The following is a 25591-nucleotide window of genomic DNA, read 5'->3' as shown; positions in this document are numbered from 1 at the left end:
GCCTTTTTCATTGTATAATAGAGATTGGAGTTACAGGGCACCGCAAACAATGCATATAATTAAAAGAGTAACTAAGTTAGTCAATGAGGAAGGAGAGCTAGATAGCACCGTATAATTTAGCCTTATTTACGGTATGAATACAGAACATACATACGAAGAATGAATGGATAGAAGCCATAGGTTAACGGGATGTTGCGAAAGAATTGTCAATAAAATCAGAAAAATATAAAATTGCTTTGGATAAAACGTTTATTCAATTGTCTAAAAAAGTTAAACAATTATATAGTAAACCAGTTGAGGTTTCGAAAGTACAAGGGATGATTAAAGACTGTTTAGATCTTGAGGATTTGAAACAAAAGCTAGCTGATACTTGTGTGGAAGAACTGGATCAAGAGTTTGAAAATATGCCACCTTCTCCCTTCACAGAGTTATCAAGTAGGTATGGGATAAAGATAGATTTAATGAGCCGTACGTTTTAAATTATAGGTGGTTTATTTTCATTAAAATAATACTATTGACTTCTAAAGAGGGAATTATCAAGAACCTAACTTTATTGATACTTAACATCTCCGATTCAATTTAACAATTTATAATTTTTATTATTCTTGCACAAAAAATTTCCGATTTAGAATATAAAAGAAAATCCCCTAGATTTTTCATCATCTAGGGGACTATCTTTATTTTACCGAGAACTAAAATAGTGCCTTTACTACACTATCTTGAATCTTATATTATTTCAAGTGTATATGGTTGTGTACTAGCTCTACCATAAAAATCACTTACTTCAATATAGTATGTTCCTTCATCCAATTGGACTGTACCTACTTCAGCATCACCATCTCCGTGAAGATCTAAAGTCTCTACTGTTTTTCCTTTTGCGTCAATAATACGAATGACGCCATCTAGTGCTTTTTCTGTTTGGAGAGAGAAGAACACATCACGTTTGCGGTCATTGGTAAATTCAAAATAGTCCTTATCACCAAATGGAACACCTGCATTTAGATATTGGGTAGCTACCCATTTATCGTCTTTTTTCGTAAGTACAGTCGGCTTTGTCGGTATACCGTTAACTAACTTAGAATCTGCATCTTCATCTACTCTTTTATGATCAAACAAAGTTAAAGTATATGGTTGAATCGATACTTGTTCAAACGCTTTCCGAACAGCAATAAAATAACCGTGATCTTTTTTAGCTTTAAAAGAGGTATCTAAGTTGTTTCCTTGTCCAAATTGAATTGCTGTTTCCCATTCTTTTCCGTAAATTTCCATATCGCCATTTGTATCTTCAATAAGGGCGCCTACAAGGAGGCCTGAAAGTTCCAAGTCCTTTTGAAGTTCTTTAGGTAATTGATCTAGCTGTTCATTTGTGAATGGTACGGAAGAAACATGAAGACTCATGACTTCATCTTTCCCCTGGTGTTTATAATAATAGTAATCAGTATCCTCTTGATAAATGAGATGATTTTTATAAGTGATACCCGGTTGAGTCATTTGAGGTGCTTCTAGCGTCTTATTATCTCTATTATAGGCTTCTGGAATAGCTGCTATTTTACTTGTTTTAAGCGTATATGGTTCAGAAGAACGCTCACCAAGATTTATTACTTTTACAACATAGGTTTTGCCCTTTTTCAATGCAACTGGCTTTGTATCATTTTCATTATTTGTTAATGTAAGAAGTTGATCGATGCGCCCCAAACCATTAGTTAATGAAGTAACTGGGCTTAATTCATTTGTTTCCTCATTATATTCATATATAGTACTAGCTGGTGATTGGTTCATACCTATTTTAAATTGGAAACCGTATAAGGCATCTTCTTTCGCTGTAAATAAGAAGTAATCTTCATCATCTTCTGTTTGGAAGTATGCTTTTGGATTTTTACCAATATCAAAACGAATCGCTTTTTCCATAATTAAATCAACGTCAATTACATCCATGTCTTCTGGAATTCCAGAGCCATCTTGAGGCGAGTACTTATTCATTAAATCAGTTATTATAGGTAATTGAGCCTTTTGTTCTTTATTTAATGGAAGCCCATCTTCATCTTTAGGAATGGTAACGATTTCACCTTTTAATGTGTAAGGAATGATGGATTCATATATAATTTCTTCAGTGCCGCCGCTAAGGAACATCTTAAGTTGAGTATCGAAAGGATTTCTATTAGTTACGCTTATTACATACTCTTTATTAGGAATAGCATCAACAACAAGGCTTACTCCGTTGCCTTTATCAGTTCCGTAGGATGCTTGGATTGGTTTGGCTTTGCCTAAGTCCTCTTTTAGATAAAGTTCCAAAGATGCTATTGTAACACCTGGAATATCAGATAAATCAAATTTCAGTGTCGTTGGTTTATTTACTGTAAATGTAAAATAATCTTGGTCTCCTTGATGATCCTCAGAAAGTAAGGTATAGTTTTTTCCCGCTGTACTGAATGGGAATTTTTGAATCTTCTCCTTGTGTTCCATATCTAATGAATCAATTGGCAATTTTTTAATCGTTTGAGCTGTGAAGACGTAGTTAGAATCGCCCTTTGTGCTATAGCTACCATTATAATCTTTAACTCCAATAAGAAGGGTTCCCTTTTGATCTGCTTTATATAGATATCCTTCTTGCTTTCCTACGCGGACATCATTGACGTTGATAGGTTCTACTTCTCCGTTGTGACCTTCAGGGTAGAAGTACAAATCAAATGCATAATCGTATTTATTTGCACCTTTTAATGTCAGTTGAGCATATTCATTTGCTTCTAGATCAACCTTGTACCATTTCTTTTCATCTGGTTGCTTAAATTCACCTTTTTCCGTATTCAATGTATTCTTTTTAAGGACTTTTGCGTTTTTCATACGCTCTCCTTTTGTTTCAGAATACTGTTTAGGTAAATTTTTTAAATCGAATTGTAATGCTTTTACAGGATCGACAAGTCCATGTCCAAATGTAAGATCATAACCCTTCTTACCTAAATCCTTTGCGGTCATTTCAAGAATTGCTTCTATTTCATGAGGCTTTAAATTTGGATATTTTGATTTTAGTAGAGACGCTATACCTGCAACTATAGGAGATGCCATAGATGTCCCACTATCTACTTTAAAGGATGATTCTTTTTTCTCATCATAAAATGTACTGTATACACCTTCCCCTGGAGCTACTACGTCAACTGATGGCCCGTAGTTTGAATAGCCTGATAATTCATTTCTATCATTCGTAGAACCTACGCTAATTACTCCTTCGTAAGAAGCAGGAAAGGAGTAATCATCTGTCGATTCATTTCCAGCAGCTGCAACAATAGTAATTCCTTTATCAATCGCTTTCTGAACGGCATCTTTCAGTAGTGAATTTTCTCCATAGCCGCCAAGGCTCATGTTAATAACATCAGCACCTTGCTCAATAGCGTAAAGGATTCCTTGTGCAATGACGAAATCATCGGCCCCTTTTCCTCCATTGAATACATCAATTGGAAGAATTTTAGCATTTGGATTAATCCCATGTCCTCCAATACCATTATCTTTTGCCGCACTAATAATTCCTGCTACATGTGTTCCATGGCCAGCAGGATAAGATGTATTGGCAGGTGCTGCAGCATTATACGGTGGAAGCACTTGAGATTTTAGATCCGGATGTTTAAAATCCACACCGGAATCGATAACGGCTACTTTTACTTCATTGTTGCCCGCTAATTCTAGTGCTTTATCAATTTGAAGTAGATTCAAATGATACATATCCTTTTTCTTTGGATCTTCTCCTGTGCCAAAGGAATGATACACGTAGCTTGGGGATACACTTTTAACTCCTTTTTGCTTGGCATAATAAGGAACCGCTTTTTCTAAAGTTGTTCCTTTGTTTAGTTTGATAACATCGTATCCTAATGAAGGAATCGATCGGATCACTTTTGAGCCAATGTTTTTATGTACATTCTTATCAAGACCTGAATGTTTGACTATAATGGTATCCTTACTAATCCAGTCCTTTTGATTTTTCGATGTTTGTTCCTTATTGCTAGCTAGTTTCACTAATTCTTGGTTCTTCGCTGTTTTTTGTGGTGCTTCAGCAAAGGCAGAAGTAGTAGGAACCATTAGTGCAGCAGTTGCTACTATAGCAATTGATTTTTTAACCCAGTTCTTCAACTGTTTTACCTCCTTGAGTGTTTTAATGTGAATCACATCTATTTTTTTACTGACGAACCTATCGCCCCAACAATTGCCCCAACTACTATTAATGCCCCTGGTAAGTGATTAGAGATGACTTTTGGTATGCCCGTTAAAACCTCTATGTCTAAACCAATAATTCTCTCAATAATTATTCTCGCCATTAATAATAAAATTCCTAATAAAGCAACACCATAAAAAAACACCTTAGATTTTGTATATTCCTCCTTCTTTCTATCTCTAATAACTTTCTCTTCTAACTCTTCATCACTCCTCAACAATTCATCTATCGTGATACCAAATAGATCACTTAAATTAATAAGTGTTTCGATACTAGGATAGTTCTCGCCAGTTTCCCATTTTGAAACTAACTGATGACTTACATGAATTTTTTCAGCAAGATCCGTTTGTGACCATCCTCTTTTCTCTCGTTCCTGTTTTAATCGTTCACTAAATATCATGATTATCATCATCCTTCTGTGTTTATCATTTTGTTAGAATTGATAGCTTAAGTAAAGATAGTTATAAGTGCGCCATGAAAGAACCTATCGCCACTACGAATGAATGATAGAAAAGTTTTCATTCGATATAGTATAAGTATATTAAGATAACCTTATAGTAAATTAATGGGCTCCTTAATAAAATCTTAATAACTAAATAAGAGGGTTATAGAGAGATTACATATTAATGAGAATAATACGATTTTCTTTTATTAATTGTATGCATGGATTTAGTTTACTGGGGATATTACTCGCGAAATTATTGGAGGCCAAGGAAAGAAAGTATTAAAAGGATTATCATGCCTAGATCAAAGTTCATTATTTTTCCGGTTCTTAAAAAGAATATTTCCACATGCGAAATTACAAGAAAGAAATAGTAGCCTATGAAGAGAAAGCCGACAATGGTTACTTTAATAGGAGACATTTATACTTTTTGCAAACGTAACACCTCGGAGATGGATGATACAGGTTTAGCTTTTTTCTTATTAATTATCCTTGCGCCGATATTTACCACTATAAAACTACTAATCTTTTTATTTTAAATAGTCTCAATAGCTTAAAACGCAAATAAAAGAAACGAGACTGTCAAAAAGCAGCGTTTCACCGAATTTTGAAACAGCTTCGTTTTAAAATAAAAAAGCCGACATATTATTCATAATATGAAATAGCATAACTGGAATAATAGAGTTCGTTTTTTTACTCTAGCACTTATTTTATGTTTAATTAGTTTCTCATTTGCCCCTTCTGCAGAGGCCGCACCTGCTATAAAAGTAGAAATTGATGGTGAGGTTGTACGATTTGACCAAGGTGCAGTATCTATTAATGGACGAACTTTAGTACCAATGCGAACGATTTTTGAAGAACTAGAATCAACAGTACAATGGGATGCAAAAACAAAATCTAATACAGCTGTCCGAGGTACAAAAAAAATTGGTTTAGTAATTGGTAGCAAGACTGCCACTGTTAACGGGCAAAAGATTGCTTTAGACGTTCCTCCTCAGATTATTAATGGTAGAACCCTAGTACCTCTTCGTTTTATTAGTGAAGCACTTGGTGCAAAGGTTGATTGGAATAATCAAACAAAAACAGTTTCTATTACAACATATGATGCTGCTGAAAGATACTATTTTGTGAATCTACAAACTCTAAATTTAGAAGTTATTTCGGGAAGACCGTTATTATCAAGAAGTCTATCAACCCAATTCCTCAAAGGAACTTGTAAGTGATTTAGTCTTTAATTCATACCTAGATAATACTCGAGACTTCTTTTCTGAGCATACCGTTCGAGTATCAAACGGTGGTACAGGATTTGCTACTGAGCACGATGCCTATATGACTTTGGATGGAACTGTTGCTAATGGTAAGGCTTCAGGTGAATATACTATCGCACTATTCGATATAAAAACCGGATCTCATAAAAAGACATATACTGGTACTTTTAAAGATATAAAATATGATCGCAATATTAAAACTACAGTACAGGAAATGATTAATAAAAATCATTTGAAATAATAACCACGAAAATAAACTTAAACCATAAATTCTTAAAATGAATGTAATTGGCTTATGATTTGATTTTTTCTGAGTTTCAATAATACAAGTAAAATACTCTAACAACGTTGGTTGCAAAACACGATATTTTGGGGCTATGGAATCGTTCCTTATAAAATTTACTGTACTCATGATATCGCTAATCTTTGCCTTGTTCCTTGCTGAAGGTGAGGCAGTTCCTTACGCTTTTTATTTTTGAACTTCAAGATTTTCAAGAAACCGATGATGATTTAGCTTAATCGGTATTCAGGTTGTAGTATCGGCTTTATTTCTTAGTTAGCACCTCTATTAGTTCTTATATGGACTGATAGGGGCTATTTTTGTATTCTATCTTTTTAAAATAAGTTATTAAATTTTAGGATTTTTTTAATTCAAATGCGTTTTTTAATTTGATAAAACAACAATCATTTAAATAGAACTAATTAAATAAGGCGGAATTTACAGTTATAAAAAAAGAGGCTATTATATATTTGATTGCCTCAGGATTTAGCTTTAGAAAGAAATAAATTTCTTATTGAATTACTACTGACTGGATTCCTTCGCTCTTGCTAGTTTTATTCTTCTCGTATGTTATCACACAAGTCCAAAAGGCTAGCTATCTACACTTATAATTTTTAATGAAATACATATATCAGTACTTTTCTTAAATTCATCTATAATTTTCATAGAACTAAATTACTTAGAGTTCAAATTGAGTATCTATTGAATTTATATTAAAGAGAAGAAAAGTATTAACAAACCACAAAAAAGAGGCAATCAAATTATATGATTGCCTCTGAAGTTAACTTTGGAAAGAATCAAATTTTGGGGATAAAAGTTTCTTTTAAAACTATTACTGACGGGTTCAATCGCTCATGCTAGTTTTACCTTCTCGTATGTATACATATAAATCCCTACGGCTAGTCATCCACACTGTTGCTAACCCGTTGCCAGCACAGCATTAGTTGCAGAGAGATCAGGTACTTGCAGTTGACTATTTGCATAAATTAATCTTTATTTGGTAGTTTTAGTTAGAAAGAAAACCCCTCATTGCTTTATGCAAGTCGGGGTTTTCAATTCTACTCATGTCACTGAATATATCAGCTTATAGAGTAACTATTCGTTTAATTTTATTAAGGGTTAACTGTAACAGCTACTGTTTTTTCAGCTGTTTTGCCTGAAGCAGTATGAGTAACTGTATAAGTTAAAGTTGCTGTACCATCAGTAACAATTTCACCATCGTTTTTAATAATTAATTCATCACTTGATGATTTAATAGCAAAAGTAAATCCTGTTTTAGTATCTACAGCAACTTTTGTTCCTGCATTAGCTGCAGTATAAGCTGTTCCAACTGTTAAAGTAACATCATTTACTAATTTTTGCTCTTTAGTTTGAAGATCTGTTTCGTTAGTAACTAATTTTTTTTGATCAGCTGTTAAAGCAGTATACGCTGCTCTAGCTTCTTCAATTTGTGCTTGTGTAGCTGCATCAGTAATTTTTTTAACTACAGCATCAACTGGAGCTTTATCCACTTTACCTAATTCTACAGTAGTTTTTTCGATTTCAGCAATCGCATTTGCATCTGGTGTTGCAAAGTCTTTAACGAAACGAACTTCTTTTGCAGAATAAACTGTAGCAGAAACTACTGGTTTTGCTAAAGTTAAGATAACAGATTTATTATCTGAATCTTGAGTTACGTTTTCTACAGCAACTTGTTTTTCATCATCTAAATTATTAAGTACTACGAAATCATCTTTTGCCAATTGATTTGTAATTTGTACTGCTTCGTTGAAAGTAATTTTAATTTGAGTGTCTGATCCTTCAACTTTTGTGATTTCTTTTACAGTCGCTTTGATTTTGTCATCGATATCTTTTGTTTGAGTATCGATTTTTTTACCTAATACATCAACAGTTGATGGATTTTCAACTTTTAAAGTTAGTTTTACATTATCTGAATTTTTTACATTTTCAGGTAAATTTGTTTTTAATGTGAAAGTTACTGTTTTACCATTAGAAGAGATTTCATGATGAGCAATATCATAACCTGCAATTTTGAAATCACCTTGATTTAATGATTGAATTGCGTTATTGAATTCTACTTCAACTTTATCTTTAGCAGTTGCTTTAACAGTTTCAATCTTAGTAACGTCTTGTGGTGCTACCTTTTTACTTTGAGTGTATCCTTCTAAGTGATTTCCAGCTAAATCTTTAACTAGAGATACTTTTACATTATAATCCAATGCGATATTTTCATTTAATGTAAGAATAACACCTTTTGCATCTTGAGTTACATCGTATCCAGTAATTTTTAATTTTTTACCGTCTAGATCAGTTATCTCATATTTATCAGACTCAACGATTGAACCGTCTCCACTTGTAGCCATTACTTCATTAAATGAAACATAAATTTGGTTTTTGTTTAGAAGAGTAACACCTTCTAATTTCGGTGGTGTTACATCTTTAACTGATAAAGTTGTAGTGTATGGAAGCATTACATTTTTCATTGTAGTGTTATCAGCTACACCAGTTATAGTTAATGTGTAATCAGCGTTATCTTTGATATTACCTAATAAAGTAAGTGTTACTTCTTTATCTTTTGATACATCAACAGTTGTTGAAATTGGTTGTACTTTACCATCTTTATCTTTAATCACATAGTTAGCAGCTTTCTTAGCTGTATCTTGATCTAGTGATTTTGTAAATTTAATAACAACTTGCTTGTTGTTATCTTTATTAATACCTGCACTAATTACTTCTGGACGAGTTAGATCGACTACAGGAGTTACTTGAACTTTTGTATCTTTATCAATAACGTTACCAGAGTAGTCTTTTACATTAGTAACATATAAATCTGTTGTGTAAACAAGTTTATTGTCACCAGTAAATGTGAATTCATAAGTATCATCAGTAAGTGGTTTTACAGATGCAGCTTGTTTTTTAGCTCCACCTTGCATCCAGTAGATGTTAGAAGCAAATACTTGCTCTACAGGCTCAGAGAATTTAAGAACTACTTTCTCAAATGAAGCACTTACAACTGAAGTTACAGTTGGAGCAGTTTTATCTTCAACAACGTTGAATTTAGTATCAGCTTGAACTGTTTTGAAGTTGTTGTAATCTTGAGTACCTTCAGCAGTTAGAGTGTGTTCTCCATCTGGTAAAGCAGAAGATAATTTAATGATTACAGTGTTTAAGTTCGTTGAGATATTACCTACAACTACTTTACCATCAATTTTGAATTGTGAAGTTGTAGCAGATTTTACTGGTTCGCTGAAGTGTACGCGAATAGTTTTGTTACCTAAAGCTTCAACTTTAGCTACTGTTGGCACTGTGTTGTCAAGAGGCTTGAATTTTACATCTTTAGCATTGATAACTTTATCGCCAGCTTTAATGTTGTTTACAGCTAATTTGTATTCAACTTGGTTCTCAAGTTGGTCTTTAATGTTTAAAGTTACAGTACGACCATCTTCTGCAACGATTACTGAATCAACTTCAGGAGAGCCATTACCTGTAAGAGTATAGTTACCTTTTTCGCCAGCTGTAGCAGGATCAACTTTACCATCAAATTCTACTACTACTTGTTTAAGGTTAGTTGCAGATACAGATTTAACAGCTGTAGCTGTTGTTACTACGTAAGTAACTTTTGCTTTGTATTCTACATCTTTGATTTTGAAAGTAACTTCAGTTTCTTTGTTAGGCTCTAAAGCTTTTTCTAAAGTGATAGTTTCTTTAGTACCATCAGTTAAAGTTACGTTTAAAGTTTTAGCGTCAACTACTTCAACTTTATCAACTTTTACAGCGTTGTCTACTTCATTTTCAAGAGCACGATTGAATACTGCTGCAAATTCTTGACGAGTGATTGAAGCATTTGGGTTTAGGTTTGTTTTACCATTAACTTCAACACCTTTGATAATGCCGTTTGCAACAGCAACTTCTAGGGAAGATTTAGCCCATTCTTTAACAGTTGAAGCGTCAGCGAAATCTTTAAGATCTGCTTCACCTTCTAATTCGAAAGCTTCTACAAGAATTTTAGCTGCTTCTGAACGAGTTAAGTTTTTAGCTGGTCCGAATTCAGTTGCACTTAGACCTTCAAAAATTCCGTTTTCTACAACAGCTGCGACTGCATCATAGTACCAGATGTCTTTTTTAACGTCTTTGAAATCTACATCGCCTTCAGCTTCTAATTCGAAAGCTTCTTTGAAGATTTTAGCTGTTTCTGCACGAGTAATTGATTTAGTTGGGTTGAAGTTTCCTTTTTCATCCCCTGAGATAATTCCTGCTTCAACTAAAGCTTTAACATCTTCTTTTGCCCAATCTGAAACTTTATCGAAGTCCTTGATTGTTGTAGTTGATTCTGCTGCTGATGCTGCAGGAACGATTGCTGCTGCAACAAGTGCTGCTGTTGCTGATGCCGCGAAAAACTTACGGCCTTTGTTTTGCTTTGCCATTATTGTATTCCTCCCTAACATTTCCTTTAAATTGGTATTATCCTAACGAAGACTATAGTACTGCTTTACCTAAATGTATGTATTATAGCTTCCTTGAATAATAATAAAACCTACAAGCAAATTTTTTTAGTAAAATTCACCAGAAAAACAGTATTAGAATGCCATTCTAGTAAATTTATTCACTTTCCACAATAATATAACACTATCTTTCTCTAAATTCAAGCATTATGACATAAATTTAGATATAGAAGATTTTTTTACCGGTTATATTATGGTATCCACTATAACCCAATATTTTTACCTTATTCAGGTTGGTAACATATAGAACCATTTCCTATTATACCTGACTCTCAACATTATCCAAGCATTTTCTGGAATAGATACGAAATTGTCAAATATTAAAGACTTCCGTAAATAATTAGTCATAATTGTAAAGAAACAGTAATATATAATGTGATTTCCAAAGGAGGAATGTCTTTTCCTTCAATTTTATTACTGCAAAAATGGACCTGTTCCCATGTTGTAACAATAGATTACCTATTTTTATGCTACACTTTTAATAGATTGATAGGATTTTATCAACTATTGAAAGGGGCTTAAAGAATGAAAGGTAAACTCTCGATTTTCGGGGCCATGCTTATTGCGATGTTCTACTTTGCACCTACAAATGCATCAGCAGAAGATATTTCTAAGCACTGGGCCTACTATGAAATGAACTATCTTATTACACACGATTTAATGAAAGGTGATGATTCAGGAAATTATCGCCCGAATGATTCTGTCACTCGTGCTGAATTCGCCGCATTTCTTGTAAGAGCACTTGACTTACCAGAAGTATCTACGAAACCAAACTTCTCAGACGTACGTGAAGGAGATTGGTATTATGGTGTCATTAAGCAAGCGAGTCACTATGAATTAGTCAAAGGTAATGCAAATGGAACGTTTAATCCAAATGATAAAATTGATCGTCAGCAAATGGCTGCCATGCTAAAAAGAGCTCTCGATTACAAAAACATCAAGACAACTTCCTCCCCGCTTAAGTTTAATGACAATGCTAGTATCGCTAAATGGGCCTATGCCGATGTACAAGAAGTAGTGTCATTAGGGCTGATTGTCGGTAAACCGAACAATTCATTTGCGCCACTTGCCCAAGCAACACGTGCTGAGTCAGCTACTGTACTCTACCGATTGATACATTTAAAGGCACCTGAAGTTGGTGGCAAGCAATATACTACTACCAACTACTCACAGGACTACAAGGCTGTGGTGAGTAAACAGGCAAAAAATAATCCAAAAGTAGATGGTGCTGGCGTTTTCACAGCTAGCGAGGCACTAGTGTCATACTATGTACACCCTAAAAGTTTTATTCAAGATAGTCCGTCCTTTTATCAATTCTTAAAATTATCGACGGCTGTTACGAATCTAAATGCAAAAACGATTAACGAAAAAGTTCTTTCTAATAAAGGAAGTTTAGTCGATTCAGCCGACGCCTTTATTCAGGCCGGTATTGATCATAATGTCAATGCCATCTACTTGTTATCACATGCATTGCATGAAACAGGCAATGGTGCTTCAGCACTAGCAAAAGGTATTGAAGTTGGTCTTGATAAAGAAGGTAAAGCAGTAATGGTCACAACTGAAAATCGAAATAGCCTAACTGCTATTAAGAAAACATACAATGTATATGGCATTGGCGCTATTGATGCAAACGCCAATAAATTTGGGGCTGAACGAGCTTATACAGATGGATGGTTCACGATTAAGGATGCGATTATTGGCGGGGCACAATTTGTGAAAGATCAATATATTAGTAAAGGGCAGGACACATTGTATAAAATGCGTTGGAATCCTGAAAACCCAACGGTCCATCAGTATGCCACACATGTTATGTGGGCAGTGCTCCAAGCACAGAAGATTTATGACATGTATGAATTAACAGGTGCCAATACTACGACTAACTTAGTATTTGACGTTCCTGTTTATCAAAACCAGTCTTCCCCTACTTCGTTACCTACTCCTGCCAAGCAGTATGCGGTAGATACAGCTTTAGCCGGTGCCACTGGACAAGCTACGGTTGACGACCTAAATATGAGAACTTATCCAAGTACAGCAGATGCTTCTTCCATCATCACGAAATTACCAAAAGATACATCATTCACTGTACTCGGTGAAAATGGCGGTTGGTACAAAGTCAAAGTGAATGGACAAGAAGGATGGCTATTTAAAGATTATGTAAGTTTGAAAAATGGATTGCAGATTGTCGATATGAACATCACGCTCAATGTAAGAAGCGAACCATCTACCACGTCTACCATTTTAGGTACTATAAAACCAAAGAGCTTTATCATAGGTGTTGTAGATGCTAATGGTGATTTTGTAAAAAACGGTAACTGGTATAAGGTGATTTATAATGGCAAAACTGGATGGGTTTTTGGTGATTATATTGTAAATAATAAGTCACTTGATTCTAAATAGGTTTACAAAACAGGAGAGTGCGAATCAAAATGATTCGCACTCTTTCTTTATGTACACCTAATTATTTACATCTAGGAAGAATTTAAATTCCCCCATGATCATACGCTTATTTCTCTATAATATTTATATGCTATATATAATAGAAGAAACTCAAAATCAGAGGATTATTTTACCATTTTATCTTATGTCTTTTACCGCCTTTTGAAAGGTACTTTATTAGATTCATCACTGTAAAATTGAAACTGCATATTGGTAATTTATTAGATTGTGCAAAAAAATTGATTGGAGTGGAGGCTGGGTGACTCCTCGGGGATTAGCAATAAAGGAACGAAGGCTAAAAACATCACATCCTTTGATAACGCCTTCGTGACCAACATCGTGTTGGCCCGAGACCCTGCAGCGAAGCGAAGCGGCTCATCGAACGCCCCCAGGAAGCTTTGCTCTGTGCGAAAGCGAAGTGCTAACGTAGCGGCAGCAAATGTTTTATCTGTGCGAAAGCGTAGCGACAGCAACAACAAAGCACCCAGCCGGAACGGAAATCAACCCTCCATTATATCGTTAAACCTAATATAAGGAAAACGCACTGAAGCTATTTTAGTGCGCTTTCTTCCCCCTTCTTCTTCAGAATTCGCCCCATTTCATTCCACCGAAAATTTCCTGTCAATATTGCTTTTGTGGTATGATAGATTGCAGTGAAAAAGGTAAAAGAAAGGTTTGAACACTATATGAAGCATGTAACGATTATGGGCGTACCCTTTTTACATAGTAAACAGCAAGAGTTTGTTGATTTACTCGTTAATCGTATTGAACATGAAGAAAAGACATTCGTTATTACAGCAAATCCCGAAGTCGTGATGCAGGCAAATGAAAATCCTACCGTCATGAATTATCTGAAGCAAGCAACTTACATTTGTGCAGATGGTATTGGCGTTGTGAAAGCTGCACAAATACTTGGTGACCCGCTTCCAGAGCGTGTTACTGGTTACGACACGATGGTACGTCTTTTAGAAGTCGGCAATACAAAGCGCTTTAAGATTTATTTGTTAGGCGCGCAAAATGAAACGCTCCAAAAGACTGTAAAAAATATTAATCAAACATATCCAAATGTTGACGTAGTAGGCTATCATGATGGATTTTTTGATTGGAACAAAAATGATATTGCAACTGAAATTGCTGAATTACAGCCTGATCTTGTATTTGTTGCATTAGGTGTGCCAAGACAAGAAAAATGGATCACTGAAAATTTAGGTCAATTTAGCAAAGGTGTATTTATGGGTGTTGGTGGTTCCTTCGATGTTATTGCAGGAACAGTCAAACGTGCTCCTATGATTTGGCAAAAATTAAATCTCGAATGGCTCTACCGACTGCTTCGTCAGCCAAGCCGTTTTGGAAGAATGCTTGTCCTTCCTCGATTTGCTTTAAAGGTTTTCGCAATGAAATTTAAAGGTCAGGGTGCACCAAAATGAGTCATTCCACATTTGTCAAAAGTACTCTTGTCCTAACAGTTGCTATGCTACTTTCTAAAGTCATCGGTAGTATTTTCAGAATTCCGCTACAAAATATAGCGGGCGATGAGGTACTTGGTATATTCAGCTTAGTGTATCCAGTTTATATGGTAGCACTCTATTTATCGGTAGCTGGAATCCCTATTGCCATTTCCAAGCTTATTGCGGAAGCCAATGCAAAAAAAGAAACAGATCAAGTGAAGAAAATTTATGTTACAGCAAGCATCCTAGCACTATGCTTTGGCGTCTTAAGTTTTGCTATCATTTATGGCTTTTCAACTGAAATCGCAAATGCTTTAGGGGGCCCGTCAACGAAAATTGCGTTAATTGTTGTTGCTCTTACATTGCTCGTTGCTCCTTATATGGCCGTCTATCGAGGATTTTTCCAAGGCTATGGGGATATGCGTCCGACTGCGATTTCTCAGGTAATTGAACAGTTAGTGCGTGTTGCTCTAATTTTAATTGTTGCCTATTTCCTAGTTGCAATGGATTATTCCAATGACATTGTCGCTGGGGGTATTATGGCAGGCTCTGTCATTGGGGCTGCTGCATCACTCTTCTATTTACGCTTTAAATATTTCCGTTCATCTGTAAAAGTAACGAGCAAGGAGAAATATAAATTTAACGATTTCTCACTTTGGGGTAAGACAATTTTAAAAATATCGATTCCGATTGCCATCGGTTCTGTCACAATGGCACTCTTTAACTTTGTTGACTCCTTTACAGTAACGTACGGCTTAAGAAGTGCTGGTGCTGACTCAAGTGAAATTAGTTTCCTTTACGGGATTTATGGTCGAGGCTTAACGCTTGTTCAAATTACAACTGTTTTTGCGTCCTCTATCATATTACCGCTTGTTCCACTAATTACGACAAAGCTAGCCGAACGTAAATTAGATGAGACACGAGGGATTATTGAGCGAACACACCGTATTACCCATCTTATTTCCTGGCCAGCTGCTTTAGGGTTGTTAGCATTAACCTTACCTTTAAACCTTGCTCTTTTCACAGACTTAAAGGGAAGCTTAATGTTAGCGATTATTAACCTTAGCTCTGTATTTACATCTCTGACACTACTTGGTACAGGTATTTTACAAGGGATGAATGCTGCCAAAACAGGAGCCATCATCATTATTAGTGGCGTTGTACTAAAGGTATTTTCAAACATCTTCTTTATCCAAGCATTTGGATTAGATGGGGCTGCCTATGCAACATTATTTGTTTACTTTGTTTTATTTATTGTAAATTCTATTTTTATTTATCGTGCAATTCGCTTCACTGTATTGGGAAAAGATACGATCAAAATCATCCTATCTTCTATTCTAATGGGAGCTGCAGTTGGTTTACCTACACTTTGGTTGGATATTGAAAACTGGTCAAGACTGTGGGCAATGAGTTATCTAGCTGTTGCAATTGCAATTGGATGTGTTATTTATTTCCTATTATTATGGCTAATGAATGCCATTCATGAAGAAGATTTAAAGAAAATTCCGGTTATCGGGAAAAAGGTTGTCATAAATAAGAGAGGTAGAAAATCTATGTCGAAACAGAAATGGCTTTGGGGAATTGTCATCCTATTGCTCGTCGTGTCTTCACCTGGAATCATGATGAGGTGGAATGCTGAGCAAGCAAATGATGCCTATGAAATAGTGATTCCTTATGATGAAATTCAAGTAGTAAACAAGGAAAGCGATTTAACAATGGATAAAATCCTTTCCTCTTTAAAAAATGCAGGGCTTACAACAGTTAGCCTTGAGCCTTTAACATTAAAGGAAATGGAACATCAAGGTTTGATTTCCATTTACGATGAAAATGATTTAGCTTCACAACTACGTTTCACACCTTATAAAGATGCTATAGATGTCAATAAGAGTGGATACTATATTAGCGTTCCAGAAAACGCAAACTATCAACAGCTTATTAAAGACAGCATTAAGCCAGAAGAAGTACAAATAGGAGATGAGTCTTTCTATTATCTTCCGAGCTCAAATCATCGTTATGGTTTAAAAACACCAATTGGTTACGATAAGCTGGCCGTTGAGATGATCAACAAGCATGATCTGTCACTTATTTTTAAAGTAGAAAATGCAGACAATAAAACAGCCAACGATAAGACCGTTAAGCAATTACTTGAATTAAAAGATTCATCAGCAGGCCGTTTACTTGGTTCAGGAGATGAGGCCATCGGATTTGGTCAAAAATCAAGTGATGCATACATTGAACAGCTAAGTAATGCAGGCTATTATTTCTACACAATTGAAAGCAATCCCCTTAAGGGTGAAGACAAAATTGCCAAAAAGACAGATTATAATATGATTCGCTTGCACAGCATCAATGTCAACAGAGAGACAAAGTTAAAGCTTAATGCAAGCATTGATCGTACAACACGCGCAGTGAAAGAACGAAATATTCGATCTATCTTCTATCATATTAAAACAAAAGGTAATGCTGAGAAAAATTTAGAGGAAACAATTAAATATTTAACAGGTGTTCAAGAACAAATGCCAAATCATTTCAAGTCTGGCACACCAAAGCTATTTGATGTTGTTGCAGTCCCAACATGGGTAACAGCACTTGTCTTATTAGCAGGTATTGTATTTACTTTCCTTATCTCAGAACTAGTGAAATGGATGCCACTTCGTATAGCATCAGTTTTATTTATGAGTGCTTTAGCCATCGCGTACTTCCTTCTGAAAAGTACACTTTTCTTACAAGCATTCGCATTAATTATTGCAGTTATGGCTCCAACGTATGCAGTCATTAAAGCAGCTAAGGGCTCTAAAAATATTGCTTCGATCTTCCTACAATATTTAAAAGCAGTAGGTATTAGCATCATCGGTATCGTTATTGTCATTGGATTATTAAATGGCAATGCATTTATGACAGGCTTCGAAGCATTTAAAGGCGTTAAGCTTGTTTATGTTGTTCCACTCGCAGGTGTATTAGTATTTGTGCTACTAGAACTTAACCGTCTAGTTGATCAAGATTTAAAGAAAACACTTTCGAATACCGTTACTTTATTAAATAAAGATTTAAAATATTGGCATGTTTTACTGGTAATGGTCGTTGCAGTTATTGGTTTATTCTATATTAGTCGAACTGGTAACTCTGGTTCCGTTAGTAATGCTGAATTGGCATTTAGACAATGGCTTGAGAATATCCTATATGTTCGACCAAGAACGAAAGAATTTTTAATTGGTTTCCCATTCTTTGTTTTATCACTTTATGTGATGGGCATTAATCGAAAATGGGGCAGTATCCTTCTAGTACCAGGCGTTATCGGATTCTTGTCTATCGTTAATACTTTTACACATTTACACATTCCTGTTGAAGTGTCGGCATTACGTACACTTTATAGCGTTATACTTGGTTTTGTCGTAGGACTAGTATTTATCTTTATCTTCAAGATCGGTTACCGTTTTATTTCTAAAGCAGTCGCGAGGTGGTCATAATGCATGTTGTATTATCTGGCTACTACGGATTCGATAATGTTGGCGATGATGCGATCCTACTTTCCATTATCCAAGCTTTAAGAAAATGTCAACCTGATATAGACATTACGGTATTATCGAATAATCCAGCGGCCACTGAAAAAACATATGGTGTAAAGGCCGTGAATCGTTGGAAAATGAACGAAATCAAACAAGTGCTAAAAACAGCAGATGGACTCATCAGTGGTGGCGGTAGCCTCATGCAAGATCAAACAGGAATGAAGACGATTCCTTACTATGCGGGCGTTATTCAAATAGCAAAATGGTTAAAAAAGCCTGTATTTGTTTACGCTCAAGGTATGGGTCCAATCAATCATCCTGTAAGTAAATTTATTGTCCGCAAAGCCTTTAATAAGGTAAAAATAACAGTACGAGATAAAGCCTCACAATCTCTTTTAACAGAGATTGGTGTCAAAAACGAGTCTTTAATAGTGCCCGATCCGGTAATTGGCCTTAACGGTAGCACCTTCCATACTGATTGGTTAGCAGATGCGTCACTATCAGCGAACACTTATATTGCTATAAGTGTTCGGGACTGGCCATCAACAGTAGATTACAAACAAAAAATAGCAAACAGCCTCGATCAATTAGTACGTCATGGTGAACAGATTGTCTTCTTGCCAATGCACGGTGAGCACGATGCAAAGTCTTCACAAGAAGTAGCAGCACTTATGCAAGAAAAGAGCATCATTGCCCCTGCTGATTTATCGATCGAAGAAAAAATTGCAGTCATTGGTCAATCTAAATTGTTAATTGGGATGAGATTGCATTCACTAATTTTCTCATCCATCTACGCAACCCCATTTATTGCGCTTTCTTACGATCCGAAAATCGATGCATTTGCTGACATAATGGATCAACCCATTGTTGGACATGTTGAAGTAGATAATTGGGACGGGACGTTATTGTTCGAACAAACTGTAAAAGTAATTGAACAATTACCGACCATCCAAGAAAACATGCATCAAAAAGTCCAAGCGTTCCAAGCTGCCGCAGAGACGACAGCGAAATTAGCATTAGAGGCTTTTACAAAAGGAAAGTAAATAAAAATGATGAATTTCAATAAACATTGAAATTCATCATTTTTTTTGGAACTCTAACAATTTTAAAATGGATTGAGCCTGCTGCATATGCATCGCTAGTACATATTGACTTGCCTGCATTAGAATTTGTGCCTTGACCATATTCATCATTTCTTTGGCAATATCTGCATCACGAATTCGAGACTCCGCATCTTGTAAATTTTCTGCCGTGTTTACGTTCGCATTATAAGCATGCTCTAGACGATTTTGATAGGCACCTAATCTTGAGCGCTCGCTTGATACACGCTTTAAAGCCTCGTCCATTGAGGAAATAGCTTTATCGGCATCCTCACGAGTTGCAATAGATGACGTATCATCCAAGCCCAGTGCTCCAGCACCCATGTCGTTAATAAACAGCTCGATGCTTTGACCCGAGTTAGCACCTGCCTGAATTTTAATACCATTCGTAGCATAATCCCCATTTTGCAATGTCTTAGTATTAAACTCCGTATCCTTCGAAATGCGCTGAATTTCTTTTTTTAATTCCTGATATTCCAAATCGAGTTTCTCCCGATCACTATCCGTTAATGTATCATTAGCCGCCTCGACTGCAAGCTCCCGCATGCGCTGAATCATATCATGTGTTTCATTCAATGCTCCCTCTGCTGTTTGAACAAGTGAAATACCATCCTGGATATTCTTCGCACCCATGTTCAAACCACGAATTTGCGCACGCATTTTTTCAGAAATCGCAAGTCCCGCTGGATCATCAGCAGCACTATTAATACGGTATCCAGTAGAAATTCGAAGCATTGCCTTACTCATTGCCCCGTAATGTCTATTCATATTATTTAATATAGACATCCCCGTTGCCGACCACTTCCCAATCATCATTTCACCACCCCCTGTTGTTAAGTATATCGGTCTTTATGTCATTCTCTTTAACTCATTTTGGTAATCGTTTCTAATTTAGTAAGCCCTATATAGTAATAGCTTCTCATCCACTTTTATGATTTCGACTTTAGACCCATATCGATTTTGCCCTGGGCGTAATTGTGCCCGCACCATTCATGCCATTTAACATCCATGTGTGCTTTAAGGAAACAGTGGTTTTTGTGCGAAAGCGCAGCGACAGGAACCACATCCTCATTCACCTCATCACCTTCAGAGGTGATAAAAGCACCCACTTCTCTTAAATAGAAAGGGTGCTTACATAAAATACCGTGTATTCAATTTTCGAAACCTCCGAGTTGATGGTTCTTTTGTTGTAGTAGTTCAAAAAAGAGATCTTTATTATGATCTAGTAATGCCTGGTCGATTAAATAATCAATGTTTTTCTGCTCCAATTCTGTAATGAGCTGATCTACTTCGCCAACAGTCACTGAAGATACAAGTGGTAACTGAGGCTTTGGCGTAGCGCTTTCAAGAATCGGTGCTAGATGATCATGAACATTTGTAATTAATAGTAATTGATATAATGGCAGTCGGATAAAACGATTCCCTTTCTGGAAAACAAACACCTCAGATATATTTTCAATTTGCTGTGTATTCAAGTTGATAATCATCTCTTTACCTTCAATGGGAATGAAATGGAAAATCTCATTCTCTTTTAATATAGAGAAATATTGATAAGCAAATACTAGACGAAGTTTATCTCCAGTAATCTTCGTGTAAAATGGCTTCATATATTGAACTTGCATCATCCTTCATCCCTCCCTATTTATCTGATTATTCAGATTTTAACATAAATAAATTATCTTGTTAACTATCTTCTCCTTGATTTTTTTCTTTCAAATCATTCGGCTTATCATGGAAGCATTTTAATCGTATAATGGAAGGACAGTCTTTTTTTCTTTATACTTACATGCCCACTAGCTATACATTTTGAAAGGAGTGAGGTTATGGCATTGTCTATTGCCCAATTAGCTAAGGAACACCAAGAATTTATCCTTGCCAAATTACAGGAAGCTGAACAGGCGTTACATCCTTCCTCTACTGAAGACGAAGAGCTAGTGCGTCGTGCTGTTTTTTCAGTGCGGAACAAATCAGTTGTCTTTGAACGTTTTAATGGAGCGAGTTCTATATTATATGCAAGCGTACAGGATGTCAGACCTGCTTCTGTAGAAATTGATTTTGCCAAAGAGGAGCTGAGCTGTAACTGTCCTCAGCTAAAATGGTGCAGACATCAAGTTGGCGCATTGCTTGCCCTCTATCAGTATTTTGATTCTGTGCAAAACTGGTCAAGCGCTTGGCGTGCGCAAAAATCAGTGCAATTAAAATCATTAGCAGAAGAACGAAGCCCAGAAAGCTGGAAATTGATGGTCAATGAAGTTATGAAACGTTTATTACCACCTGGACGTATTTTAGAAGGCTATGGCCTTTCTGCTATACGGACCGATGCACTGGAGCGACTTCAACGGCATATGCCCTTTGAGCGCGAGTGGCAGCCACTTTATAAGCTTTTTATGGAGCTATCGATCTTTAATACAATATGGCGTCATTTAAATGAGACAAAAGGACATTCGTTGGATTCTCCTTATATGAAATATTTTATTGATCAAAGTGTCCAATCATTCGAAAGTATTTTAACCGAGCTAACCGGGCGATCACGACTTTTTGCCACTGACCCATTCTATGATGCGATTCAGGAATTAGTTAGGAAGTTTTTATTGGAACGACAAGGATTGTTTGCGGAGCGACTACAAATTTATATGCTGCTTTGGGCAGTGCTTTTTTATGAAAAGCCACGACGCGAACAGGAATTAGAACTTATAAATAACCTTGAAAATCCTTCATCTGAGATTTCTTTGCAGTCCTTACAACTGCTATTTTATGTACTGCTACAAAAAGAAAGTTTATTACAAGAAAGAATTGCTCATATTGATGTACAACAAATGCAGGACCTTTTTGAACTGGCTATCTTTGCAAAACGTGCTGGTGAATCACTTGCACAGACCATTATTTTACGTGCGATGCTACCATTTACCGAAGTCTTTTTACAGCAAACTGTGCCAGTTGTAAAGCGTGCTCAATACGTACGTCAATTCCAGCTTTTATACGAGGACATACAGCTTACAGAGGAAGAGGAAGCTGTATTATATAGTGCATTTGGTGTTTACGGGCTTCAGCCTTTTTCGTTCTTTCTTATTAAAAAAGGACGCTATCGTGATTGGGCAGCCCTTCATCAGCTAAACCTCTCCTCCCTTTCCTATTTAGAAATGTGTGGATTAAAGGATGTACTTCAAGTTGCTCCTGAAACAGTATTACCCTTATATCACCTATATGCCATGGCTGAAATTAAACAAAAATCGCGTATGAACTATAAGCAGGCTGTACGAATTTGGAAAAGTATGCGCAGTGCATCAAAGCGTGCTGGTAAAACAGCTTATTTTGAAACATATATGCAAACTATTCGTGCAGAGTATAAACGACTCCGTGCATTACAAGAAGAAATTGAGAAAGGAAACTTAGTATGATGACTATAAATGCTCCTTCCCCGTTTTCGAAAAAATTACAGCTTCGTATTCATGCTGCACAGGAAGGATATTTTACGTTACAGGGATTTACTGCTGATGGTGCAGCAATGGACACAGACTCACTCATTTCTTCATTATTTTTCAACTATGAAGCGAATGTCTATGGGATATTAACCAATCGTTCAGAGCTTACTATTGAGGTTTCAACTTCTGAGCTCCTTGATATTTTTTCGCAGCGTTATCTACATCCTTTTATTGAATGGCAAGGTGTAAACACAGAAAGTCAGGTGTTGCTAGAAAAAGCGTCTGCTTTACAAACGTATTGGCAGGAACCATCGCTCTGGTCACATGCAGTTATTGCAGATGATTTCTCCTCGCTAACATTCCCTCTGGACGGTGTTGAAACAGCTTTATTAGAAACAGCCGTGCAGCAAAAACTGGCACAAGCAGGTCTTATACTGTCAGATTTACCAAAGCTAGTGCCATTTTTCTTGCGTGGTGGCTGGCCATTAGACCAGGAACGACAAGCAGGTGCAGTTAAAGTCTCCCTACGCTTAAGTGAGCCTGAGGAAGATTCAGATGTTTGGCTTTTAGAAACAGTACTGAGCACGGCTACAGCTAAAAACTACTGGACGCCTGCTATGCGAAAGCAGTCGCTACCAATCGCTGATGCTCTACCAGCAAAATGGGAAATGTATGCTGAAGCTATTGAACAACAACAAGGTCAAATTGTAGATCTCCTTTCTAATGAAGTTGTAAGGAACGATATTTTCATCCGTATTATGCTTGAGGATCTACAAGTTCGAACATTTTTACGTGAAGATTTAGCAAGATTACAGGCACTCGGCTTTGATGTTGTATTACCAGCTTGGCTTAAAGATTTAAAACAATCAAAAATGCGTGTTCGTGTAAGTACTGGCAATGTATCGACAAAGAAGGTTGCTGGACTAGATGATATTTTAACATTCAAATGGCAGTTTTCTATGAACGGACAGTCCATTTCACCTGAGCAATTTAAAAAGCTTGTGGAAGAGAAACGCGAATTCATTCGTATAGGTACTGAATGGTTTAGAGTCGATGCAAACTGGATGCAAGAGATGCGTACATTGATGCAGCAAGCAGAAGATGAAAGCTGGACTGTTCGCGAATTGCTATTTCGTGAGCTGCCAGAGGATTTATCCTTACCTCTTGAAGAAGAGGATGCCGATGATGAAATGCGGGATGACCCGATATTTGCATTTGAATTGCAACAATCGCTTAAATCCTATATGGAGCAGCTTCAAGAGAAAAAAGGACTTCCTACAGTACCCGTTCCTACACCTTTACATGCTGAATTACGCCCTTATCAGCATGAAGGCTTCGAATGGCTTGTCTTCATGCGCGAACAAGGCTTCGGTGCATGTCTAGCGGATGATATGGGTCTTGGTAAAACGGTTCAGCTTATTTCATATTTGCTGTATCTTTATGAAACGAATGAGGATACAAAGCCAGCCATCATTATTTGTCCTACTTCAGTGTTAGGCAACTGGCAAAAGGAACTTGCCCGTTTTGCTCCTTCGTTGATTGTGCATACGCATTATCAGGCGAATCGAGCAAAGGAGGATGCTTTTAAACAGCTAGTAGAAAGAGAAAAACCACATGTAATTTTATCTACCTACGGCACTGTATCTCAGGATGCTGAGTTTTTACAGGAAGTAGAATGGGCAACGGTTGTACTGGATGAAGCTCAAAATATTAAAAATATGCAAACGCTCCAATCAAGAGCTATTCGTAAGTTAAATGGTAAGCATCATATTGCATTAACAGGTACACCGGTGGAAAACCGTTTATCTGAGCTATGGGCAATTTTTGATTTTATCCATAAAGGCTATTTAGGTAGCTTCGGTCGCTTTAACGAAGAATTTATTTTACCAGTAGAACGAGATGAGTCTGAGTCACATAAACAGAAGTTACGTACAAAAATTCAACCGTTTTTACTTCGTCGTACTAAACGTGACCCACACTTACAGCTTAACTTACCGGATAAACAAGAATCTCATGATTATTGCCCATTAACAACTGAGCAAGCCTCTTTATATGAAGGATATATATTAGAGACGCTCGATCAGCTCGAGCAATTAACAGGCTTTCAAAAAAAGGGACGCGTCTTAAAGATGCTCAGTAAGCTAAAGCAATTATGTAATCATCCTGCCTTGTATTTAAAAGAACCTTTCGAGGATGCAGAATCAATGCTGACTCGTTCTACGAAATTAGAACGTATCGTGCAAATGGCTACAGAAATTGTGGACAACGGCGAGCAATGCCTCATTTTCACTCAATATATTGGAATGGGACAATTACTACAGCATTGTTTTAGCGAACTATATAATATTGATGCACCGTTCTTAACAGGTGCCATGCCTAAGCAGCAGCGTGACCGCTTAGTTGAGGCTTTTCAGGCAGGAGATTTCCCAATATTTATCCTTTCCTTAAAAGCAGGTGGAACAGGCCTAAATTTAACAGCTGCAAATCATGTTTTACACGCAGATCGCTGGTGGAATCCAGCTGTTGAAAATCAAGCAACAGACCGTGCATATCGAATTGGTCAAACACAATTCGTGCAAGTGCATAAGTTTGTGACTATTGGTACGATCGAAGAGAAAATCGATAAAATGCTAGCTCAGAAATCTGCATTATCAGAAGAACTAATTCAATCAAGCAAGTGGTTAACCGAGTTAGAAGATGATGAACTTCGTGATTTAATGACGCTCGATTTCTAAAGATTTATATATGTGCGCCAAGAGCAAAACGTTCTTGGCGCTCTTTTTTTCAGCGGACATTGCTTGTTACTTCTTCCCTACTTACTTCATATTAATATTTAGTTGTGTTTAAGGCTCATTGCTGAGCGGTCTTCAGCAATGAACTACGTTATGAAAGGTATACATCATTCCTCTCTAGATTGATTGATTACGGTGCAAGTATAGAAGGAAAATGGCGGATCAGACAGCTTGTACTTGCCCCGTATGTACCA

At 36.4% G+C, this 25591-nt stretch carries 13 protein-coding genes and 2 pseudogenes; 10 read left to right on the top strand and 5 right to left on the bottom strand.

The genetic code is table 11. The features are described 5' to 3' along the window. Positions 1–43: 43 nt before the first annotated feature. Positions 44–479: pseudogene (locus ABE34_RS00805) on the top strand (hypothetical protein); the annotation flags it as partial. Positions 480–726: 247 nt separating this feature from the next. Here the strand turns inward: ABE34_RS00805 and ABE34_RS00800 are convergent. Next, positions 727–4119 (bottom strand): S8 family peptidase, encoded by a 3393-nt coding sequence (locus ABE34_RS00800; RefSeq protein WP_197139716.1) that lies wholly within the window; start codon positions 4117–4119, stop codon positions 727–729. A gap of 38 nt (positions 4120–4157) precedes the next feature. After that, a complete protein-coding gene (locus ABE34_RS00795; protein ID WP_197139949.1) occupies positions 4158–4601 on the bottom strand; it encodes a helix-turn-helix domain-containing protein in 444 nt (147 codons plus the stop codon). A 749-nt stretch (positions 4602–5350) separates the two neighbouring features. Between ABE34_RS00795 and ABE34_RS00790 the strand changes: the two genes are divergently transcribed. Both ABE34_RS00790 and ABE34_RS00785 read left to right on the top strand, forming a co-directional pair. Further along, on the top strand, positions 5351–5866 hold the full coding sequence (locus ABE34_RS00790) for a copper amine oxidase N-terminal domain-containing protein (protein ID WP_346655498.1): 516 nt from the start codon (positions 5351–5353) through the stop codon (positions 5864–5866). A 106-nt stretch (positions 5867–5972) separates the two neighbouring features. Then, entirely contained in the window at positions 5973–6152 is a 180-nt protein-coding gene (locus ABE34_RS00785; protein WP_197139714.1) for a hypothetical protein, read from the top strand. A gap of 1151 nt (positions 6153–7303) precedes the next feature. Here ABE34_RS00785 and ABE34_RS00780 read toward each other — a convergent pair. Further along, on the bottom strand, positions 7304–10615 hold the full coding sequence (locus tag ABE34_RS00780; protein WP_197139713.1) for an S-layer homology domain-containing protein: 3312 nt from the start codon (positions 10613–10615) through the stop codon (positions 7304–7306). Positions 10616–11218: 603 nt separating this feature from the next. Between ABE34_RS00780 and ABE34_RS00775 the strand changes: the two genes are divergently transcribed. From ABE34_RS00775 to csaB, 5 genes and pseudogenes are all read left to right on the top strand, one after another. Beyond that, on the top strand, positions 11219–13090 hold the full coding sequence (locus tag ABE34_RS00775) for an S-layer homology domain-containing protein (RefSeq protein ID WP_197139712.1): 1872 nt from the start codon (positions 11219–11221) through the stop codon (positions 13088–13090). A 743-nt stretch (positions 13091–13833) separates the two neighbouring features. After that, positions 13834–14556 (top strand): WecB/TagA/CpsF family glycosyltransferase, encoded by a 723-nt coding sequence (locus tag ABE34_RS00770; protein WP_197139947.1) that lies wholly within the window; start codon positions 13834–13836, stop codon positions 14554–14556. Then, a pseudogene (locus ABE34_RS00765) lies at positions 14553–16100 on the top strand (putative polysaccharide biosynthesis protein); the annotation flags it as partial. The gene ABE34_RS00770 and the pseudogene ABE34_RS00765, both read left to right, overlap by 4 nt. Positions 16101–16130: 30 nt before the next feature. After that, positions 16131–18044 (top strand): DUF5693 family protein, encoded by a 1914-nt coding sequence (locus ABE34_RS00760; RefSeq protein WP_197139945.1) that lies wholly within the window; start codon positions 16131–16133, stop codon positions 18042–18044. Continuing rightward, a complete protein-coding gene (gene csaB, locus ABE34_RS00755; protein ID WP_197139710.1) occupies positions 18044–19126 on the top strand; it encodes a polysaccharide pyruvyl transferase CsaB in 1083 nt (360 codons plus the stop codon). Before ABE34_RS00760 ends, csaB begins: the two co-directional genes overlap by 1 nt. Before the next feature lie 36 nt (positions 19127–19162). Here csaB and ABE34_RS00750 read toward each other — a convergent pair whose 3' ends face one another. Continuing rightward, positions 19163–19996: a flagellin gene (locus tag ABE34_RS00750; protein WP_197139943.1), complete on the bottom strand. Its 834-nt coding sequence runs from the start codon at positions 19994–19996 to the stop codon at positions 19163–19165. A gap of 338 nt (positions 19997–20334) precedes the next feature. Next, positions 20335–20808, bottom strand: a complete 474-nt coding sequence (locus tag ABE34_RS00745) for a transcriptional regulator (protein ID WP_197139708.1) — start codon at positions 20806–20808, stop codon at positions 20335–20337. A gap of 198 nt (positions 20809–21006) precedes the next feature. On the opposite strand from ABE34_RS00745, the gene ABE34_RS00740 reads away from it, so the two are divergent. Together ABE34_RS00740 and ABE34_RS00735 are read left to right on the top strand one after the other, a co-directional pair. Beyond that, a complete protein-coding gene (locus tag ABE34_RS00740; RefSeq protein WP_197139705.1) occupies positions 21007–22581 on the top strand; it encodes a hypothetical protein in 1575 nt (524 codons plus the stop codon). Further along, a complete protein-coding gene (locus ABE34_RS00735) occupies positions 22578–25340 on the top strand; it encodes a DEAD/DEAH box helicase (protein ID WP_197139703.1) in 2763 nt (920 codons plus the stop codon). The genes ABE34_RS00740 and ABE34_RS00735 overlap by 4 nt, the downstream gene beginning before the upstream one ends. Positions 25341–25591 lie beyond the last annotated feature (251 nt).

The sequence above is a fragment of the Lysinibacillus sphaericus genome, assembly GCF_015844675.1.
Classification (GTDB): domain Bacteria; phylum Bacillota; class Bacilli; order Bacillales_A; family Planococcaceae; genus Lysinibacillus; species Lysinibacillus sphaericus_E.
This window is presented reverse-complemented; position numbering and strand designations above follow the sequence as displayed.

What these genes read in the sequence shown, in the direction of transcription:
- ABE34_RS00795 (WP_197139949.1), bottom strand. Translation starts at nt 4,601, where the DNA reads ATGATATTTAGTGAACGATTAAAACAGGAACGAGAGAAAAGAGGATGG.
- ABE34_RS00785 (WP_197139714.1), top strand. Translation starts at nt 5,973, where the DNA reads ATGACTTTGGATGGAACTGTTGCTAATGGTAAGGCTTCAGGTGAATAT.
- ABE34_RS00780 (WP_197139713.1), bottom strand. Translation starts at nt 10,615, where the DNA reads ATGGCAAAGCAAAACAAAGGCCGTAAGTTTTTCGCGGCATCAGCAACA.
- ABE34_RS00775 (WP_197139712.1), top strand. Translation starts at nt 11,219, where the DNA reads ATGAAAGGTAAACTCTCGATTTTCGGGGCCATGCTTATTGCGATGTTC.
- ABE34_RS00770 (WP_197139947.1), top strand. Translation starts at nt 13,834, where the DNA reads ATGGGCGTACCCTTTTTACATAGTAAACAGCAAGAGTTTGTTGATTTA.
- ABE34_RS00760 (WP_197139945.1), top strand. Translation starts at nt 16,131, where the DNA reads ATGTCGAAACAGAAATGGCTTTGGGGAATTGTCATCCTATTGCTCGTC.
- csaB (WP_197139710.1), top strand. Translation starts at nt 18,044, where the DNA reads ATGCATGTTGTATTATCTGGCTACTACGGATTCGATAATGTTGGCGAT.
- ABE34_RS00750 (WP_197139943.1), bottom strand. Translation starts at nt 19,996, where the DNA reads ATGATTGGGAAGTGGTCGGCAACGGGGATGTCTATATTAAATAATATG.
- ABE34_RS00745 (WP_197139708.1), bottom strand. Translation starts at nt 20,808, where the DNA reads ATGATGCAAGTTCAATATATGAAGCCATTTTACACGAAGATTACTGGA.
- ABE34_RS00740 (WP_197139705.1), top strand. Translation starts at nt 21,007, where the DNA reads ATGGCATTGTCTATTGCCCAATTAGCTAAGGAACACCAAGAATTTATC.
- ABE34_RS00735 (WP_197139703.1), top strand. Translation starts at nt 22,578, where the DNA reads ATGATGACTATAAATGCTCCTTCCCCGTTTTCGAAAAAATTACAGCTT.